General features: G+C 64.9%; 21 protein-coding genes. 5 read left to right on the top strand and 16 right to left on the bottom strand.

Annotation, left to right across the window (positions count from 1 at the left end; translation table 11 throughout):
* The first annotated feature begins 20 nt into the window (after positions 1–20).
* The gene (locus tag KR767_RS05295) at positions 21–353 is read left to right on the top strand and encodes a winged helix-turn-helix transcriptional regulator (protein WP_345779899.1); all 333 of its coding nucleotides are present in this window, start codon (positions 21–23) and stop codon (positions 351–353) included.
* On the opposite strand, the gene KR767_RS05290 is transcribed toward KR767_RS05295, so the two are convergent.
* The 8 genes from KR767_RS05290 to KR767_RS05255 all read right to left on the bottom strand — a co-directional run bounded on the left by KR767_RS05290 (position 286) and on the right by KR767_RS05255 (position 5,635).
* Positions 286–1,533, bottom strand: a complete 1,248-nt coding sequence (locus KR767_RS05290; protein WP_250878361.1) for an MFS transporter — start codon at positions 1,531–1,533, stop codon at positions 286–288. The genes KR767_RS05295 and KR767_RS05290 overlap by 68 nt on opposite strands.
* A gap of 138 nt (positions 1,534–1,671) precedes the next feature.
* Entirely contained in the window at positions 1,672–2,430 is a 759-nt protein-coding gene (locus KR767_RS05285) for an HvfC/BufC N-terminal domain-containing protein (protein WP_166950254.1), read from the bottom strand.
* Entirely contained in the window at positions 2,427–3,263 is an 837-nt protein-coding gene (bufB, locus tag KR767_RS05280; RefSeq protein WP_250878360.1) for an MNIO family bufferin maturase, read from the bottom strand. Before bufB ends, KR767_RS05285 begins: the two co-directional genes overlap by 4 nt.
* A gap of 52 nt (positions 3,264–3,315) precedes the next feature.
* Positions 3,316–3,603, bottom strand: a complete 288-nt coding sequence (gene bufA2 / locus KR767_RS05275; protein ID WP_250878359.1) for a BufA2 family periplasmic bufferin-type metallophore — start codon at positions 3,601–3,603, stop codon at positions 3,316–3,318.
* Positions 3,604–3,662: 59 nt separating this feature from the next.
* Entirely contained in the window at positions 3,663–4,430 is a 768-nt protein-coding gene (locus KR767_RS05270) for an alpha/beta fold hydrolase (protein ID WP_250878358.1), read from the bottom strand.
* Between the two features lie 43 nt (positions 4,431–4,473).
* On the bottom strand, positions 4,474–4,860 hold the full coding sequence (locus KR767_RS05265) for a DoxX family protein (RefSeq protein ID WP_250878357.1): 387 nt from the start codon (positions 4,858–4,860) through the stop codon (positions 4,474–4,476).
* A gap of 56 nt (positions 4,861–4,916) precedes the next feature.
* Complete coding sequence (locus KR767_RS05260) at positions 4,917–5,192, bottom strand: BufA1 family periplasmic bufferin-type metallophore (protein WP_166950246.1); 276 nt, start codon at positions 5,190–5,192, stop codon at positions 4,917–4,919.
* A gap of 26 nt (positions 5,193–5,218) precedes the next feature.
* On the bottom strand, positions 5,219–5,635 hold the full coding sequence (locus KR767_RS05255) for an organic hydroperoxide resistance protein (protein WP_166950244.1): 417 nt from the start codon (positions 5,633–5,635) through the stop codon (positions 5,219–5,221).
* Positions 5,636–5,925: 290 nt separating this feature from the next.
* On the opposite strand from KR767_RS05255, the gene KR767_RS05250 reads away from it, so the two are divergent.
* From KR767_RS05250 to KR767_RS05240, 3 genes are read left to right on the top strand one after another with little or no spacing between them, the layout of a single operon-like run.
* Positions 5,926–6,462 (top strand): redoxin family protein, encoded by a 537-nt coding sequence (locus tag KR767_RS05250; protein WP_250878356.1) that lies wholly within the window; start codon positions 5,926–5,928, stop codon positions 6,460–6,462.
* Between the two features lie 31 nt (positions 6,463–6,493).
* On the top strand, positions 6,494–7,234 hold the full coding sequence (locus KR767_RS05245; protein WP_250878355.1) for a response regulator: 741 nt from the start codon (positions 6,494–6,496) through the stop codon (positions 7,232–7,234).
* Complete coding sequence (locus tag KR767_RS05240) at positions 7,231–8,538, top strand: sensor histidine kinase (RefSeq protein WP_250878354.1); 1,308 nt, start codon at positions 7,231–7,233, stop codon at positions 8,536–8,538. The genes KR767_RS05245 and KR767_RS05240 overlap by 4 nt, the downstream gene beginning before the upstream one ends.
* A gap of 77 nt (positions 8,539–8,615) precedes the next feature.
* Here the strand turns inward: KR767_RS05240 and KR767_RS05235 are convergent, their stop codons facing one another.
* Entirely contained in the window at positions 8,616–9,581 is a 966-nt protein-coding gene (locus tag KR767_RS05235; protein ID WP_250878353.1) for a GlxA family transcriptional regulator, read from the bottom strand.
* Between the two features lie 76 nt (positions 9,582–9,657).
* Between KR767_RS05235 and KR767_RS05230 the strand changes: the two genes are divergently transcribed.
* Positions 9,658–10,356, top strand: coding sequence for a dienelactone hydrolase family protein (locus KR767_RS05230; protein ID WP_250878352.1), 699 nt, complete (start codon positions 9,658–9,660; stop codon positions 10,354–10,356).
* 63 nt (positions 10,357–10,419) lie between these two features.
* On the opposite strand, the gene KR767_RS05225 is transcribed toward KR767_RS05230, so the two are convergent.
* From KR767_RS05225 to KR767_RS05195, 7 genes are all read right to left on the bottom strand, one after another.
* A complete protein-coding gene (locus KR767_RS05225) occupies positions 10,420–10,593 on the bottom strand; it encodes a DUF1328 domain-containing protein (protein ID WP_166950235.1) in 174 nt (57 codons plus the stop codon).
* A 330-nt stretch (positions 10,594–10,923) separates the two neighbouring features.
* Positions 10,924–11,514, bottom strand: coding sequence for a hypothetical protein (locus KR767_RS05220; RefSeq protein WP_250878351.1), 591 nt, complete (start codon positions 11,512–11,514; stop codon positions 10,924–10,926).
* 141 nt (positions 11,515–11,655) lie between these two features.
* A complete protein-coding gene (queF, locus tag KR767_RS05215; protein WP_250878350.1) occupies positions 11,656–12,483 on the bottom strand; it encodes an NADPH-dependent 7-cyano-7-deazaguanine reductase QueF in 828 nt (275 codons plus the stop codon).
* Between the two features lie 46 nt (positions 12,484–12,529).
* Positions 12,530–13,522, bottom strand: a complete 993-nt coding sequence (locus KR767_RS05210) for an aldo/keto reductase (protein WP_250878349.1) — start codon at positions 13,520–13,522, stop codon at positions 12,530–12,532.
* Entirely contained in the window at positions 13,519–13,956 is a 438-nt protein-coding gene (locus tag KR767_RS05205; protein WP_250878348.1) for a MerR family transcriptional regulator, read from the bottom strand. The genes KR767_RS05210 and KR767_RS05205 overlap by 4 nt, the downstream gene beginning before the upstream one ends.
* A 235-nt stretch (positions 13,957–14,191) precedes the next feature.
* Complete coding sequence (locus KR767_RS05200) at positions 14,192–14,596, bottom strand: acyl-CoA thioesterase (RefSeq protein WP_243853274.1); 405 nt, start codon at positions 14,594–14,596, stop codon at positions 14,192–14,194.
* A gap of 183 nt (positions 14,597–14,779) precedes the next feature.
* Positions 14,780–15,808 carry a ribonucleotide-diphosphate reductase subunit beta gene (locus KR767_RS05195; protein WP_166950226.1) on the bottom strand — a complete coding sequence of 343 codons (1,029 nt, stop codon included), beginning with the start codon at positions 15,806–15,808 and terminating at the stop codon, positions 14,780–14,782.
* Between the last annotated feature and the right edge of the window lie 138 nt (positions 15,809–15,946).

Raw genomic sequence — 15,946 nt, 5'->3', positions numbered from 1 at the left:
GATGGCGCTTGATCATCGAAATGCGCCGCCGGATGGAGGGCGTCACGCACAAGACGCTCACCGAGGCCCTGCGTCGCATGGAGCGCAACGGCCTCATTACACGCGAAGTCCTGGCGACTTCACCGGTAGCGGTCGAGTATGCCATCACCGAACTTGGGCGTACGTTGCAGGTGCCCTTCGGAGCCGTTTACCGGTGTCGATCGTGTCTCACCCGATCCCCCTGTAGGAGCGCGCCTTGCGCGCGACCGGTTTTCGCGGTGGCCCGGTCGCGCGCAAGGCGCGCTCCTACAGGGGATATTTGCGTAGCCACCACCACCAGGCCAGGGCAGGCACCAGCGCCAGTATGGCGGTGACGACCAGCATTCCACCCGCGTCGAACCATCGGTCGAGGCAAAGGCTGATGCCCAGCGTACCCAGTGCGTTGAGCAAGGTACGGATAGCGTACTCCGTGCCGAAGACTCTCCCGCGGTAAGCTCCGGGCACACGCGTCATGAGCAGCTGCGTGGAATAGACGAAGTTCAGTCCCCCGCCCATGGCGCGAATGCATAGGCCGATGGCTACCATGGTGAAACTATGCAGTGGCGCGGCGATCGCCAGGCCCAACGCACTAATCAGGTAGCTCGCGACGAGGCCCTGGCGCATCCGCCTTTCGTCGTCGCCGGTGACGCGTCGTGCCAGCAATGGGCCAAAGCCCGTACCCAACCCGGTCACGGCATAGAGCACACCCATGCTGAGACCGCCGCCTTCACCCAAAGGAAAGGCCCGGGCGGCAATAGTGGCGGTAAGTACGTTGAGGCCCCCAGTGATGAAGAAGGCATTCAATCCTTTGTGCATCACGAGGAAAGCGATTTCGGTATGCCGCCTGAGGTAGGCCAGGCCATCAGCATATTGCTGGTAGAAGTAGCCGAGGCTCACGCGTGCCGCGCTTCGCTGGTGCGTCGTCTTTACCGAGGCGATGAGCAGCGCCGATACGCCGTAACTCGCGGCGTCAACGAGAAAGGTTTCATAGACTCCGAGCAGGCCGGCGGCGAACCCGCCGGCCGCTGCCCCCACGGCGAGCATCACGGCGAAGGTGCTGGCGCTGAGCGCATTGGCGGGGCCCAGCTCGCGCTCATCTACGATGTCGGGGAACAGCGCATTGCGTGCAGGGGTGAAGAAACCGCTGAGCGCGGCCTGAAGGGCCGAGAGCGTGTAGAGAAGCCAGATATCCGCCGGGCTGCTTACAAGAAGGAATCCGCACACCACGAGTGCACGTAGTACGTCGGCGGCAATCATGAGGTGCCTGCGATTGTACCGGTCGGCTGCGACACCCGCGACGGGGCTGACAAGGAATGGCGCCACCATTCTCACCACGAACAGACCGCCAAGCTCGAGACCGGAGCGGCCCAGGCTACCGATGAGGGTGGCCGAGGCAATGAGATTGAACCAGTCGCCGAAGTTGCTTACGACTTCACCGAACCAGAGATTACGGAAGTTGCCATTCCGGCGAAGAAGCGCAAGGTAGCCGGCAGGCGGATGGCCGATCAACTTCAAAGGGTGTCCCTTCCTGCTGAAGTGAAAGGCAATTATGCCGCATCGAAAGGTATCTCAGGAGGCAGGCAAGTCCTGGTAGGAGCGCGCCTTGCGCGCGACTGATTCTCCAAATGGCCCGGTCGCGCGCAAGGCGCGCTCCTACAGGGCATGGAAGGTGTTTATCACGATGCCGCCGTCCAGCCACTCGGCCAGAAGGGTGCCGGCACGTGCAATGCCGGCTTCTTCGCCCAGGCGGGTGACCAGGGCTTCGCACATCGTTTCGAAGTGCGGGTCGGCCTGGAGTGCACGCAGTGACGCATATTCGATGGCATCTATCCGAAGAACGCGAGAGGTATATTCGCGACGCCAGACAAGAAAGCCGCCGGGGGCGTCCAGCAGTTCGCCTTCGGGTGAGGGCATGCCTTCACCTTGCAATGCATGCCAGAGAACGTCGGCATTCGTGGTGGCGGAGCGCAAGCGCAAGCTGGGTGTGATTTGGAGGCACGCCCCCTCCCAATCCACTCTCCATAAGGCATCACGCGTCATGGGGTTGGCATCGCTGGCGACGAAGGCTTCCGATAGCGACCATTCGATCCAGGCCAGTTCGTGCATGTCGGGGTTATGGGGATAGAGCTGGAACAATGTGTTTTCGAAATCCTTTCCGTAGGTGTCGAGTGTCCAGCCATGGGGTGGATGCGCATCGATGTGTGCGATTGCGGCTTCACGGAACGCGCCCTCGCCGAGCCAGCGTGCCGTGGCCGGATAGCTCACTTCGAGACAGCGGACGAGTTGCGTTCGGTAGTTGTTCTGATAGACGTTAAGGCCGATAGCAGCCTTTTCACCAAATGCGAGCGCGTCTTCCACATCGCCACGCAGAAGCCATCGGCGGAAGTCGTTCTGCCACGATGCGAGGCTCATGCGGCTTCCTTGATACGCTGGCCGATGCCGCGTGCGATGGCGAGTTCGTCCAGTAGGTCGGTCAGCGGCGGAATATCGTCGTCGCGTTCGATCATGGTGGCGACCGGGCCGAGCAGGGCGACGGCCTTGGCGTACAGTGCCCATACGTCGTCGCATACCGGTTGGTCATGCGTGTCGATGAGAATGCCGGGGCCTTGCGTGTGCCCGGCCAGGTGGATCTGCCGCACGCGCTCGGCGGGTATCCCGCGCAGGAAGGCGCGGGCGTCGAATCCATGGTTCATGGCACTGACATGGACGTTGTTGATGTCCAGCAGCAGACCGCAGCCGGTGCGCTTCGACATCTCGGCGAGGAATGCCCATTCGTCCATCGTTGCGCCGTCGAAGGTGACATAGCTCGACGGGTTTTCGAAGAGCATCGCGCGGCCGAGGATATCCTGGGCCATGTCGATGTTGCGGCAGACCATCGTCAGTGCTTCATCGGTGTAGGGCACGGGTAGCAGGTCGTGCGAACTGAAGCCGGCCACGCGTGACCAGCTGAGGTGATCCGACACATACAGCGGATCGATCGCATCGGCGAGCTTGCGCAGGCGAACGAGGTAATCGCGATCCAGCCCATCGGCGGAGCCGATGGACATCGACACGCCATGCAGGATCACCGGATGCCGCTCGCGCACCTGACGCAGGATGTGCAGCGGCTGGCCGCCGTCCACCATGAAGTTCTCGGAAATCACTTCCACGAAATCCACCGGCACCTCGGTGTCGAGAAAGTCGCGGTAATGCTCGCGGCGCAGGCCGAGACCGTAGCCGGAGAACGTGGCGGGAGGCGTATGCATGGGGATTCCTCGGCAAGGGAAAGGGGCCGCGCCATGCGGCCCCTCGTGACGATCAGGCGCCGGCCGGCTCGGTGGTGGTGCCACCCAGGGACTTGCATTCGCTGGGCGTCTTCACGACCACGCCCTGGCCCTTGCAATCGTTGAGACCCTTGCAATCGTGCTTGGCGGTGGCGCACAGGCTCTGGCCCTTGCAACTGTTGACGCCGTAGCAGCGGCCCGGCTGCTCGGTGCTGGCGCCCTTGTCGGCGGCCTGCACGGGCGAACCGATGGAGGCGACGGCGAGGGCGACGAGGGCGGCGGCAGCGGCGAAGCCGGTGCGGGATTTGGTGGCGACGGACATGATGTTTCTCCTGGAGTGGGGTGGTCCTCACGGACCGTTGGGTCGGTGGTGGCGGTGTCTTACTTCGCTTCGCGCGCGGCTTCTTCGATCACGGCCGCGACCTTCTCCGGCTGGGAGATGTAGGTGACGTGGCTGCCGGCGATCTCGGTGACCCTGGCGTTGGCGCGCTTGTACATCCAGCGCTGCAGGTCGGGGCTGAGGGCGTGGTCTTCGGTGGAGACGATCGCCCACACCGGTTTGTTGTGCCATGCGGCGGCGAGCGTCGTGGCACCGAAGGCCTTCGTGGTGCCCGGCACCTGCGAGATCGCCATGAAGTCGGTGCGGTTCTTGGTCAAGTCGCCGGCCACGTCCTCGGCGAACTTCGCCTGAGCGATGTAGAGGCGCCCTTCGCGGGTCGGCTGCACGTCATTGCTCGGCGAGGGCATCGAGCCCAGCAGCTGGCTCAGCGTCTCGCCCACTTCGGGCACGAGTGCCGAGACATAGACCAGTCCCTTCACCTTGTCGCGTGCGCCGGCCTGGGTGATCACCATGCCGCCGTAGCTATGGCCCACCAGCAGGGTGGGGCCATCCTGTTTGCGCAGGCGGTCCAGCACGAGGTCCACGTCGTCGGGCAGCGATTCGATGCGCGGCTGCACCACGGTCACGGTGTAGCCCTTGTGGATGAGGATGTCGTGCACCACACGCCAGCCCGAACCGTCCACGAAGGCGCCCGGCACGATCACGATGTTGTGGACGCCCGGCGGCGTGGGAGCGTCGGCGGCGACGCTGGCGGTGGCACCGCCCAGGGCGAGGGCGGCGATGGTCAGGGAGAGAAGCAGCTTGCGCATGGCGGACGTCCTGTAGAGGTCGGAAAGAGAAAGGGGTGATGGATCAGCGGCGGCGCAGGACGCGGTCGAGCGACCAGTTCCCACCACCGCGCGCCAGCAGCGGCAGCAGCAGGCCGGCCCACGAGAGGTGCGTAGGCCATGCGTCCGGATAGACGAACACCTCGATCACCGTCGTCATGCCGAGCAGGGCCAGCGCCGAGACGCGCGTCATGAGCCCGAGCACCAGCAGGAGGGGGAACAGGTGCTCGGCATACGTCGCCAGATGGGCGGCCACCGAGGGGGGAATCAACGGCAGGGCGTACTCGGCGGAGAACAGGTCGTAGGTCGAGGGCTTGATGGTCAGAAACCCTTCCACCTTCGTCCGGCCGGACTGGAAGAACACGGCGGCGATGCCAAGGCGTGCCACCAGCAGCAGGAACGCATCCGGCATGCGTTCCGCCAGGCGCGCGAGCGGCGAGGCTTTCGTCGCGTCCCGCGCCGCCGCGCTCACGGCTGGGCCTCAAGCGTGCCGTGGCCCTTCGGGGTCTTGATGCTGGTGCAGGTGCCTTTGTCGACGAGTACCCAGGCATTGCCCTGGTAATCCTTCTTCGCCGTACCGGCGCAGGTGGTGCCGGGGCCGGCGGCGCAGTCGTTCTTGCCGGCCTGGGCTACGCCGTAGCACTTCTCCATGGGCTTCTTTGCTTCGTCGGCCTGGGCGTTCGTGGCGAGAGCGGCGAGACCGAGGGCGAGGGTGGCGGCGATGGCGCTGTACTTGCGGTTCATGGGTATCTCCGTGGCGTAGGTGTGGGTCAGGCAACGAACAGTTCGACGTCGATGTTTCCGCGGGTGGCCTTCGAGTACGGGCAGGTGCCGTGCGCGGCCTGCACGATGGCTTCGGCCAGCTCGCGATCCAGGCCCGGCAGGCTCACGGTGAGGCGGGCGCGCAGCGAGTAGCCGTTGTCGCCGGTGCCGAGATCCACTTCGGCGTCCACGGCGGTGTCGGCCGGCAGCGCCACGTGGCGTTCGCGGGCGGCAAAGCCCATGGCGCCGATGAAGCAAGCCGACCAGCCGGCCGCGAACAACTGCTCCGGATTGGTGCCCAGGCCGTTCGAGCCGGGAGTGGAGAGCTTCACGTTGAGGCGCAGGTCGGAGCTGCGCGCTTCGCCTTCGCGGCCGCCGGTGGTGCGGGTCCTGGCGGTGTAAAGGACGTTGTCGATCTGGGCCATGGTCGGGGTCTCCGTTGCGTAAGGTCTGGGGTGGTCGGCCTCGGATCGGCCGGTATGGACATGACAACGCCACGGCGTATCCCGGCTGTGTCGCGATCAGGCCGAAACGGCAACGGACTGTGTAGCGGGGCGCTTCGTACACATTCGGATACACAAAGGCCCCGGATGGGCCGCCGGTGACGTGTACAAACCGATACAAAACCCCATGCGCGAGGACATGCCCGGGACAAGCCCCGGGGCTTCAATGGCAGCATCCCGGCCCGTGCCGGCCCTTTCTTCGAGGAACCGCCATGACTCCCTATCGCATCGCCGTGGCCCTGGTGGCCCTGCTCATCGCCGTTTCGGCCGCGTGGCCCGTGGGCTTCGCCAGTGCAAGCGACCCGGTGCCCGTCACGAAGGCGCCGGAGTTCGTCGGCATCGATCGCTGGTTCAACTCCGAACCGCTCACCATGGCTGGTCTGCGCGGCAAGGTGGTGCTGGTGGAGTTCTGGACGTGGGACTGCATCAACTGCGCGCACGTCACGCCGCACGTCAAGGCGCTCTACGAGCGCTATGCGAAGGACGGCCTGGTGGTGGTGGGCGTACACACGCCCGAATTCGACGAAGAGCGTGCGCCGGCCGGCGTGCAGGCGGCCATCCGCCGCTTCGGCATCACCTGGCCGGTGGCCACCGACAACGGTTATCGCACCTGGGACGCCTTCGGCAATCGCTTCTGGCCGGCCCAGTACCTGATCGATCGCGACGGCAACATTGTTTACCGGCACGTGGGTGAAGGAAACTACGAGGACACCGAAGCCTGGGTCCGCGAACTGCTGCGCAAGGCCTGACCGGTCCGCGCCATAGATGGGGAATCAGCACTTGGAACACATTGACTACATCCTCGTCGTCGACGACGACCATGGCATCCGTACCGGCGTGGTGGAATACCTGCGCAAGAACGGCCTTCGCGCCACGCCCGCCGCCGATGGTCGCGAGATGATGGCGCAGCTGGACACCTCGGCCTTCGACCTCGTGGTGCTCGACATCATGATGCCGGGCGACGACGGCCTCGTGCTGTGCCGCAACCTGCGTGGCGGACGCCATCGCGCGGTGCCGGTGCTGCTGCTCACCGCGCGCGATGACGAGACCGATCGCATCATTGGCCTGGAGATGGGCGCCGACGACTACGTCACCAAGCCGTTCTCGCCGCGCGAGCTGCTGGCACGCATCAAGGCCGTGATCCGCCGCACGCGCATGCTGCCGCCGAACCTGCGCATCACCGAGACCACGCACTCGCTGTCGTTCGGCCGCTGGCGCCTGGATACCACGGCGCGTCACCTGCTGGATGAAGACGGCACGGTGGTCGCGCTGAGCGGTGCGGAGTTCCGCCTGTTGCGTGTGTTTCTGGATCATCCGCAGCGCGTGCTCTCGCGCGACCAGCTGCTCAACCTCACGCAGGGCCGCGATGCGGAGCTGTTCGACCGCTCCATCGATCTGCTGGTGAGCCGCCTTCGCCAGCGTCTGCGCGATGACGCGAAGGACCAGGGCTATATCAAGACGGTGCGCAGCGAAGGCTATGTCTTCTGCATGCCGGTCACGGTGCACGGAGACGTGGCGTGACACCGGCCCGTCGCCCATGGTGGCCGCGCAGCATGGCGTCGCGGCTTTACCTGATCATCTTCTCCGGCCTGTTGCTGGCGCATGTGCTGTCGTTCGGGCTGATGTTCTACGAGCGATATACGAGTGCTACTACGGTGATGCTCGACACGCTCGAACATGAGGTGAGCACGTCGGTGGCGATGTTCGACCGCCTTCCGGCCAGCGAGCGTCCGGTGTGGGTGGGGCGGCTGGCGCGCGACAATTACCGGTTTCTCATCGGCCCCGGCGAACATGGCGTACCATTGGTATCGCAGCGATCGCGCGACATCACGCGGATGATCGAGAAGGAGGTTGGGCCGGATTACAAGGTTTACGGCGACACCATCTCGACGAAGCCCGAGCGTTATCAGGTGCATTTCACCCTGCACGATGGTTCGGCGCTTACCTTGTTGGTGATGCCGCGTGGTGTGCCGGTCGCCGACTGGCTGCCTTTCGTTTTCATCTTGCAGATGATCCTGCTGCTGGTATTCACCTGGCTGGCCGTGCGTCTGGCCACGCGTCCGCTGGCGTATCTCGCACAGGCGGCGGAATCGATCCGTCCTGGCACGGACGGTCCACGCATGAGCCAGGAAGGGCCCACGGAAGTGGCGCAGGCGGCCACGGCGTTCAACGAGATGCAGGATCGCATCAGCCTTTATCTGAAGGAGCGCCTGCATATCCTGGCGTCCATCTCGCACGACCTGCAAACGCCGATCACGCGCATGCGCCTGCGTGCGGAGTCGCTGGAGTGCACGCCCGAACGCGATCGCCTGCTCAACGACCTCTTGGAAATGCAGCATCTGGTGCGCGAAGGCGTGGCCTATGCGCGCAGTGCACACGGCGGCTCGGAAGTGCCGGTGCGTATCGATCCGTCGGACTTCCTGGAAAGTCTCGTCTTCGATTATCAGGACGTGGGTCAGGATGTGACGCTCACCGGTCGCATCGAAGGCACGGCCACGGTTCGCCAGCAGGCCCTGCGTCGCGTGCTGGGCAACCTCATCGACAATGCGTTGAAGTACGCAGGCGCCGCGGAAGTGGGCCTGGAACGCAACGGCAAGGACGGCCTGCGCATCACGGTATCCGACCGTGGCCCCGGCATCCCCGAAGACAAACTGGAAGACGTGCTGCAACCCTTCTACCGCCTGGAAAGCTCCCGCAATCGCGATACGGGCGGCGCCGGCCTGGGCCTCGCGATCGCCACCCAGCTCATCCGCTCCACGGGCGGCGACCTCAAACTCGCCAACCGCCAAGGCGGCGGCCTGACAGCCACCCTAACCCTCCTGTAGGAGCGCGCCTCGCGCGCGACCGGTTATCGCGAAAGATTTCAGTATTTTCGCTATACCGGTCGCGCGCAGGCGCGCTCCTACATGGAGGGTTGGCGGCGGTAGTCGCCGGGGGACTTGCCGGTGATGCGCAGGAAGATGCGGCGGAACGATCCGGTGTCTTCATAACCCACCAGGTATGCGATGCGGTCGATGGGCCAGCGGGTGCTGCCCAGCATGGAGCATGCTTCCGCCACGCGCAGGTGTTGGCAGTACGCCGTGGGGCTCATGCCGGTGGCCTTCTGGAAGCGACGCAGAAACGTACGCTCTCCCAGACCGGCTTCGCCCGACATGGTGGCGATGGAGGCCCACTGCGTACCGGCGCGATGCAGCCGGTGCTGCACGCGGAGTACGGCGGCATCGCCATGATCGAAACCGGGAGCGAACACATGCTGTTCGGTGTCGCTGACGCCCGGCGGGTCCACCTGCATATATCGCGCGGTATCCAGCATCACCTGAGAGCCGAGCAGGCGCTCTACAAGACGCAGGCCCACGGCGGTCCATGACATCAAGCCGGCCCCGGTTACAACGGGGCCGTCATCCAGCAGTCCGCGATCTGCCTCCACCCGGATATCGGGATGTCGTCGCGCCAGTTCCTGTGCATACATGCCATGCGCGGTGACAAGCCGGCCACCCAGCGCCCCCGACGACGCCAGCGCAAATACGCCCGAGCAGACGCCTGCCAGCAGGGCGCCATCGCCATGTCTTGCATGCAGCCATGTCGCCATGGGCGGATGGAATCGCGCGGCCAGGGGATCTTCGACGCTTGGCGGAAGCACGAGCGCCCGGGGTGTTCCGCGCGAGCGCGGGGCCGAATCGAAGGCCCGCCTTGCATCGCTATCGTAGTGACTCACGCGAAGCGCCGGTGGCGCATCGGTATCACCTCGACGCGTCTGGCGGTCGGCGATGAGAAACAGGTCGGTCAGCCCGCGGATGGCCGCTTCCTGGGCGCCCGGATAGAGCACCAGCCCCACCTCGGTCGCGACGTTGTCAGTTTTGCCATGCATGGCGTCAGTTTAGCCAACTGCGGGAAGGGCCATGCAGGTCTACTTTGGGGGCCGGTCACATTACCCGGAGCCTGCCATGAGCGATTCACTCACCATTTCCACCCCCGACGGTGCCTTCCACGCCTACGTGGCCCGCCCGGCGATCACGCCCGCCCCGGTCGTCATCGTGATCCAGGAGATCTTCGGCCTGACCGAAGGCATCCGCAGCATCGCGGATGGCTGGGCACGCGAAGGCTATCTTGCCGTGGCGCCCGACCTGTTCTGGCGCTTCAAGCCGGGCATCCTGCTGTCGGAACACAGCGAGGAAGACTGGAAGCAGGCGCTCGACTATTACCTGCGCCTCGATCTCGACAAGGCAGCCGATGACATCGAAGCCACCATCGACGCCGTGCGCAACCTGCCTGGAGCCGGCGAACGCGTCGGTGTCACGGGTTACTGCCTCGGCGGTCTGCTGACCTTTATCACGGCGGCCCGTGGCAAGGTAGACGCTGCCGCCGAGTATTACGGCAGCCGTACGGATGAATTCGTCGACCGTGCGAAGGACTCGAAAACGCCGCTGCTCATTCATCTGGCAGGCGAAGACAAGTTCATGGACAAGGCAGCGATCGCACGGATCGTCGATGGTCTAGATACCAACCCGAATGTCGAGATCCATGTGTACGAAGGTCGCGATCACGCGTTCGCCCGCCCCAACGGTGCACATTTCCATGCAGATGACGCTGCTCGTGCAAATGCGCGCACGCGTGCGTTCTTCCGCGAAAAGCTGCGCGGATGACACATGAAGAAACGCCCCGGTCTGGGGCCGGGGCGTTTCTCCTGTCACTCGGTGTCTTTCGCGCTATACGCGTGGGCCGCGACGGAAACCGCCGAACAGCAGCGAAAGGATAAACAGGATCAGGAACACGACGAACAGGATCTTCGCGATGCTGGCGGCGCCGGCAGCGATGCCGGTGAAGCCGAAGATCGCGGCGATGATGGCGATCACGAAGAAGATGACGGCCCAATGCAGCATGGCGAGGTCTCCGGTGGATGATGGGGCAGCCCGGTTGTCCGGGTGCGGTGCCATTCGAGCATCGGGCGGTTGAAGGCGGTGTCTGTGAGCGGTGAGACGCTATCTCACCGGCCCTATGCGACTTCCTCACAAACATTCGATAGCCCCCTGTAGGAGCGCGCCTTGCGCGCGACCGGTTTTCGCGAGCACCCGGTCGCGCGCGAGGCGCGCTCCTACAAGGAGACGTAAAGAAAAAGGCGCGGCCTGGGCCGCGCCTTTTTCCTGGTGTCGCGGGTTAGGTATCCCGCTTCACCGTTTTATAGGCTGTCGCGCGCAGGCGCGCTCCTACCATTACTTCTTCTTGACTTCGAACGCCTCGTTGCCCACGGCCTGGCCGTTGAGCGAGATCACGACCTTGTACTTGCCTTCCGGCCATTCGTTCGGGTTCTGCACCTTGAAGGTGGTGACGGCCGGGCCGTCGGTGCTGATCGACTGGCTGATGTCGCTGACCGTGGTGGCGGTGTCGCCGTCCTGGTAGGTCCACTTGGCGGCGAGCGTGGCACCGGCCGTGCTGCCTTCGGTGGCGACCGAGGCGTAGATCGTCTTGTCGTTCGGGGCGAAGGCGGTCTTGGCCTTGGCGACCTTCTTGTCGGCGCCCACGGCGTTGCCCAGGGTGACCGAGCCGACCTTCAGCGATTCGGCGGCAGCAACGGGCGCGGCAGCCGGAGCCGGAGCGGCCGGCTGGGCGGCGGGAGCGGCGGCGGCGGTGCCGGCAGCTGCCGGGGCCTGGGCGGCCGGAGCGGTCGATGCCGGAGCCGGAGCAGCGGCCGGGGCGGTGGAGGCCGGGGCCGGAGCGGCGTTCTGCTGTTCGTCCTTCTTGCCGCAGGCGGTGAGGACCAGCAGACCGGCGACGGTGGCCGAGGCGAGGACGGACGAACGCATGGAAAGCTTCATGTCTGGATTCCGGAAAGTGCTTGTCAGTATCAGGAGGGTGGCGCGGGGCCGATTCCCCTTCGCCGCGGCAGGTTACAGGCTACACAACTAAAGGCAAGACCAATGAAGAGCGCATGAATGCGCCGTTCATCATTGGCGGGCGCCGCGTGGATTTTCCGGGCGCAGGGAGGCGTCGGTGCTGCGGAACGGGTTGATATCCAGGCCGCCGCGACGGGTGTAACGCGCGTAGACCGTGAGGCTTTCCGGCGCACAGCGCGCAGTCAGGTCCATGAAGATCCGCTCGACGCACTGCTCGTGGAATTCGGTGTGGCTGCGGAAGGACACCAGGTAGCGCAGCAGCCCGGCGCGGTCGATCGGCCGGCCGGTGTAGGCGATCTGCACGCTACCCCAGTCGGGCTGGCCGGTCACCGGGCAGTTGGAGCGCAGCAGGTGCGAGACCAGCACTTCACGCACTTCGCCCTCGTGGGCACCGAGGAAATCGGCACGCGGCGGACCATAGCTGTCGAAGTCCAGCTCCATGGTGTCGAGCAGGATGCCTTCCGGCTCGGCGATAGGCGTGCCGCGCAGGGCCTCGGGCGTGTGCAGGGTGACTTCCACCGGGCCACCAGCGCCTGCGGACAGGTCGCGGGCCAGCGTGTCACGCAGGGCGTCGATGGAGGCGACGGTCTCCTGGGCGAAGCTGTTCAGGTACAGCTTGAACGACTTGGATTCGATGATGTTCGGCGTGGTCGCCGGAAAGCGGAACTCGGCCACGGCCACCATGGGCTTGCCGCGTGGATCGAGCCAGGACAGCTCGTAGCCGTTCCACAGGTCCACGCCGTGGAAGGGCATGGTGCCGGTGGTGACGCCGATCTCGTCGCGCTTGCCCTGGCGGGGAATCGGGAAGAGCAGGCTGGGGTCGTAACGATCGGCGTAGACGGTGGTCTTGCCCAGGGGCGAGTGTTCGGGAGACGACATGGCGGTTTGCTGCTGGCAACAAACCGCCATTATAGGTCGCCTGGGCTCAAGCGTTGATCGAGCCCATCATGTGCGGCTGGTAACGCTCGCCGGCGGTGGAGCCGGCGGGGAATACCGCGTCGATCTCGGCCACCTCGGCCGCGCTGAGCACGACATCGACCGCCCCGGCGTTTTCTTCCAGGTATTTCACGCGCTTGGTGCCGGGAATCGGAACGATGTCGTCGCCCTTGGCCAGCACCCACGCCAGCGCAAGCTGGCTTGCCGTGCAGCCCTTGTCGGCGGCGAACTGCTTCACCTTCTCCACGATGGCGAGGTTCTTCGTGAAGTTTTCACCCATGAAACGCGGGTTATTGCGGCGATAGTCGTCTTCGGCGAAGTCGTCGGGCTTCGTGATGGCGCTGGTGAGGAAGCCACGGCCCAGCGGACTGTAGGCCACCAGGGCGATGCCGTTGTCTCGACAGGCGGCGAGGGAACCGGTGGTTTCCGGATCGCGTGTCCACAGCGAGTATTCGCTTTGCAGGGCGGTGATCGGATGCACCTTCGCCGCGCGGCGGATGGTGTCGGCGCTGGCCTCGGAAAGGCCCAGGTAACGAACCTTGCCTTCCTTCACCAGCTCGGCCATCGCACCCACGGTGTCCTCGATGGGTACCGTGCGGTCCACGCGATGCTGGTAATAAAGGTCCACGTGATCGGTCTTCAGGCGGCGCAGGCTGCCCTCGATGGACTTGCGCACGTAATCCGGATGGCCGTTGGCGCCGCGCACGGAGGGATCGTTCACATCGCGCACGATGCCGAACTTGGTGGCGAGAAAGACCTTGTCGCGACGCCCTTGCAGGACACGACCGAGCAGTTCCTCGTTGGTGTGCGGGCCGTAGACGTCGGAGGTGTCCCAGAAGGTGATGCCCAGCTCCAGCGCACGCTCAAGCGTGGCGATGCTCTCCTTCTCGTCGCCCGGGCCGTAGAACTCGCTCATGCCCATGCAGCCGAGACCGAGGGTCGAAACCTCCGGACCGTGTTTGCCGAGTTTGCGGGTCTTCATGCGTTTCTCCTTCGTTTCGAGGGGGATGTGCCGGTGGTCTGGCAGGAGGCAACAGGGGGTACGTCGCTCTCGTAGCGTGCGTGGTAGCGCGCGATCTTGGCGTCGAGGCGCTCGATGGTTTCCGTAAGCAGGACCAGTTCATTGCGCAGGTGGGCGGCGTGGTGGCCGAGCAGTTCACCGCGCAGGCGGATGCTTTCCTGTGTGTCGCCGAGGCGGCGCAGGCGCATGTATTCCTGGATGTCGCGCATGGGCATGCCGGTGGCACGCAGGCACTGCACGAAGGTGATGAGCCGCATCTCGGCATCGCCGTAGACACGTTGTCCGCTACGTCGCGGCACGGGATCGATCAGGCCGATCTGCTCGTAGTAGCGCAACGTATACGCGGTAAGGCCGCTGCTTTGCGCGGCCTCGGCGATGGTGAGTGCGATGGGCATGCACGAAAGCGTACGCCTTCGAGTGCGCTCTAAGTCAACAGGGGGGGATCGAGATGATCGAAGGGCGAGGGAGGCCCTGCACCGGTCGCGCGCAGGCGCGCTCCTACACAAACCGCCCCGTAGGAGCGCGCCTGCGCGCGACCGGCCCCCAAGCAGCATTTGTAGGAGCGCGCCTGCGCGCGACCGGCCCGAAGCGGCGTTTGCAGGAGGCCGCCTTGCGCGCGACCGGGGAATATCAGGCCGGCTGGTCGATCGGCGTCGGCTTGTGGTCTGCGCCCAGCGCAATCATCACGAACGTGCCGCGCGTGCACAGCTCCCGCTCACCCGTGATGAGATCCTCGGTGTACATGGCCACGTCGACCTTCATCGACGTGCGGCCCACGGAAAGCACCGTGGCGATCAGTTCCACCATCTGGCCGGTACGCACCGGTACGTGGAAATCCACCTGCTCGGAGCGGGCGGTGACCACCACCTTGCGCGAGTAGCGCGAGGCGGCGAGGAAGGCGGCCTTGTCCATCCACGCCAGCGCCTGGCCGCCGAACAGCGTGCCCAGGTGGTTGGTGTGGTCGGGGAAGACGATTTCGAGGAGACGGGCCTCGGTGGGACGTGCGATGGGGAGCATGGGGGATTGGTCGGACATGGTAACGCCCATTCTATCCCGGATGCTGCACCGCCGCATGACCCGATCCCCTGTAGGAGCGCGCCTCGCGCGCGACCGGAAGAACGAGGCCGTCCCAAATAAAACAACGCCCCGCGCACAAGTCGCAGGGCGTTGCCAATCCGGTCGCGCGCAAGGCGCGCTCCTACAGGGTTTTGTCGTGGATCAGAACGACTGGTCGAATGCCACTTCGCCCTGCACGCCCACCTGGTACGACGAGACGCGGCGCTCGAAGAAGTTGGTGAGTTCCTGGACGTCCTGCAGGTCCATGAAGTCGAACGGGTTCTTGGCGCCGTACTTCTTCGGCATGTCGAGCTGCACGAGACGCTGGTCGGCGCAGTATTCGAGATACTGGCGCATGTCGTTCACCGACAGGCCGGCCACGCCACCGGAGAGCACGTCCTGCGCGAACTGCGTTTCGCAGGCGATGGCGTCTTCCAGCATTTCCTCGACCTGCATGCGCATTTCTTCGTCGAAGAGGTCCGGCTCTTCCTCGCGCACGGTGCGCACCACGTCGAAAGCGAAGGCCATGTGGCCGGACTCGTCGCGGAACACCCAGTTGGTGCCCGAGGCCAGGCCGTGCAGCAGGCCGCGCGAGCGCAGGTAGTACACGTAGGCGAAGGCGGCGAAGAAGAACAGGCCTTCGATGCACGCGGCGAAGCAGATGAGGTTCAGCAGGAACTGACGACGGTGCTCGCGGGTTTCCAGGCGGTTGAGACCCTGGATGGAGTCGATCCACTTGAAGCAGAACTCGCCCTTCTGGCGGATCGAGGGGATGCTCTCGATGGCGGCGAAGGCCTTGTTGCGCTCCGACGGTTCCGGAATGTAGGTGTCGAGCAGGGTGAGGTAGAACTGCACGTGCAGTGCTTCTTCGTACAGCTGGCGCGAAAGGAACATGCGCGCTTCGGGCGAGTTCACGTGCTGGTACAGGTTGAGCACCAGGTTGTTCGACACGATCGTGTCGCCCGTGGCGAAGAAGGCCACGAGGCGATGGATGAGGTGGCGGTCGGCATCGGACATCTTCGACTTCAGGTCGGTGACGTCGAGCGAGAAGTCCACTTCTTCCACCGTCCAGGTGTTGCGGATGGCAGCGCGGTACATCTCGTAGAACTTCGGGTAACGCATCGGGCGCAGCGTCAGTTCGAAGCCGGGGTCGAGGAGATGGGCATCGCGGGTGATGGGGGCGGCGGACATGGAGGGTACCTCTTGGAATGAGCGGCGCGAGAGGCGCGCCTGCATCGAATGGGGTGTAGCGACAGCGCTATCGAAGGGTGGATCTTGAAGTGGCCCCGGAGCGGTGGCTCCGCTCCGGGGCGGGTCGCGCACGAGGCG

This window comes from Luteibacter anthropi, from assembly GCF_023699965.1.
GTDB classification, from domain to species: Bacteria; Pseudomonadota; Gammaproteobacteria; order Xanthomonadales; family Rhodanobacteraceae; genus Luteibacter; species Luteibacter anthropi.
The sequence above is the reverse complement of the archived record's forward strand: the minus strand, read 5'-3'. Positions and strand labels throughout refer to the sequence as shown.

Excerpts from the sequence above, each read along its gene's own strand:
- KR767_RS05295 (WP_345779899.1), top strand. The coding sequence starts at position 21 with ATGCGCCGCCGGATGGAGGGCGTCACGCACAAGACGCTCACCGAGGCC.
- KR767_RS05285 (WP_166950254.1), bottom strand. The coding sequence starts at position 2,430 with ATGAGCCTCGCATCGTGGCAGAACGACTTCCGCCGATGGCTTCTGCGT.
- bufB (WP_250878360.1), bottom strand. The coding sequence starts at position 3,263 with ATGCATACGCCTCCCGCCACGTTCTCCGGCTACGGTCTCGGCCTGCGC.
- bufA2 (WP_250878359.1), bottom strand. The coding sequence starts at position 3,603 with ATGTCCGTCGCCACCAAATCCCGCACCGGCTTCGCCGCTGCCGCCGCC.
- KR767_RS05270 (WP_250878358.1), bottom strand. The coding sequence starts at position 4,430 with ATGCGCAAGCTGCTTCTCTCCCTGACCATCGCCGCCCTCGCCCTGGGC.
- KR767_RS05265 (WP_250878357.1), bottom strand. The coding sequence starts at position 4,860 with ATGCCGGATGCGTTCCTGCTGCTGGTGGCACGCCTTGGCATCGCCGCC.
- KR767_RS05260 (WP_166950246.1), bottom strand. The coding sequence starts at position 5,192 with ATGAACCGCAAGTACAGCGCCATCGCCGCCACCCTCGCCCTCGGTCTC.
- KR767_RS05255 (WP_166950244.1), bottom strand. The coding sequence starts at position 5,635 with ATGGCCCAGATCGACAACGTCCTTTACACCGCCAGGACCCGCACCACC.
- KR767_RS05250 (WP_250878356.1), top strand. The coding sequence starts at position 5,926 with ATGACTCCCTATCGCATCGCCGTGGCCCTGGTGGCCCTGCTCATCGCC.
- KR767_RS05235 (WP_250878353.1), bottom strand. The coding sequence starts at position 9,581 with ATGCATGGCAAAACTGACAACGTCGCGACCGAGGTGGGGCTGGTGCTC.
- KR767_RS05230 (WP_250878352.1), top strand. The coding sequence starts at position 9,658 with ATGAGCGATTCACTCACCATTTCCACCCCCGACGGTGCCTTCCACGCC.
- KR767_RS05225 (WP_166950235.1), bottom strand. The coding sequence starts at position 10,593 with ATGCTGCATTGGGCCGTCATCTTCTTCGTGATCGCCATCATCGCCGCG.
- KR767_RS05220 (WP_250878351.1), bottom strand. The coding sequence starts at position 11,514 with ATGCGTTCGTCCGTCCTCGCCTCGGCCACCGTCGCCGGTCTGCTGGTC.
- queF (WP_250878350.1), bottom strand. The coding sequence starts at position 12,483 with ATGTCGTCTCCCGAACACTCGCCCCTGGGCAAGACCACCGTCTACGCC.
- KR767_RS05210 (WP_250878349.1), bottom strand. The coding sequence starts at position 13,522 with ATGAAGACCCGCAAACTCGGCAAACACGGTCCGGAGGTTTCGACCCTC.
- KR767_RS05205 (WP_250878348.1), bottom strand. The coding sequence starts at position 13,956 with ATGCCCATCGCACTCACCATCGCCGAGGCCGCGCAAAGCAGCGGCCTT.
- KR767_RS05200 (WP_243853274.1), bottom strand. The coding sequence starts at position 14,596 with ATGTCCGACCAATCCCCCATGCTCCCCATCGCACGTCCCACCGAGGCC.
- KR767_RS05195 (WP_166950226.1), bottom strand. The coding sequence starts at position 15,808 with ATGTCCGCCGCCCCCATCACCCGCGATGCCCATCTCCTCGACCCCGGC.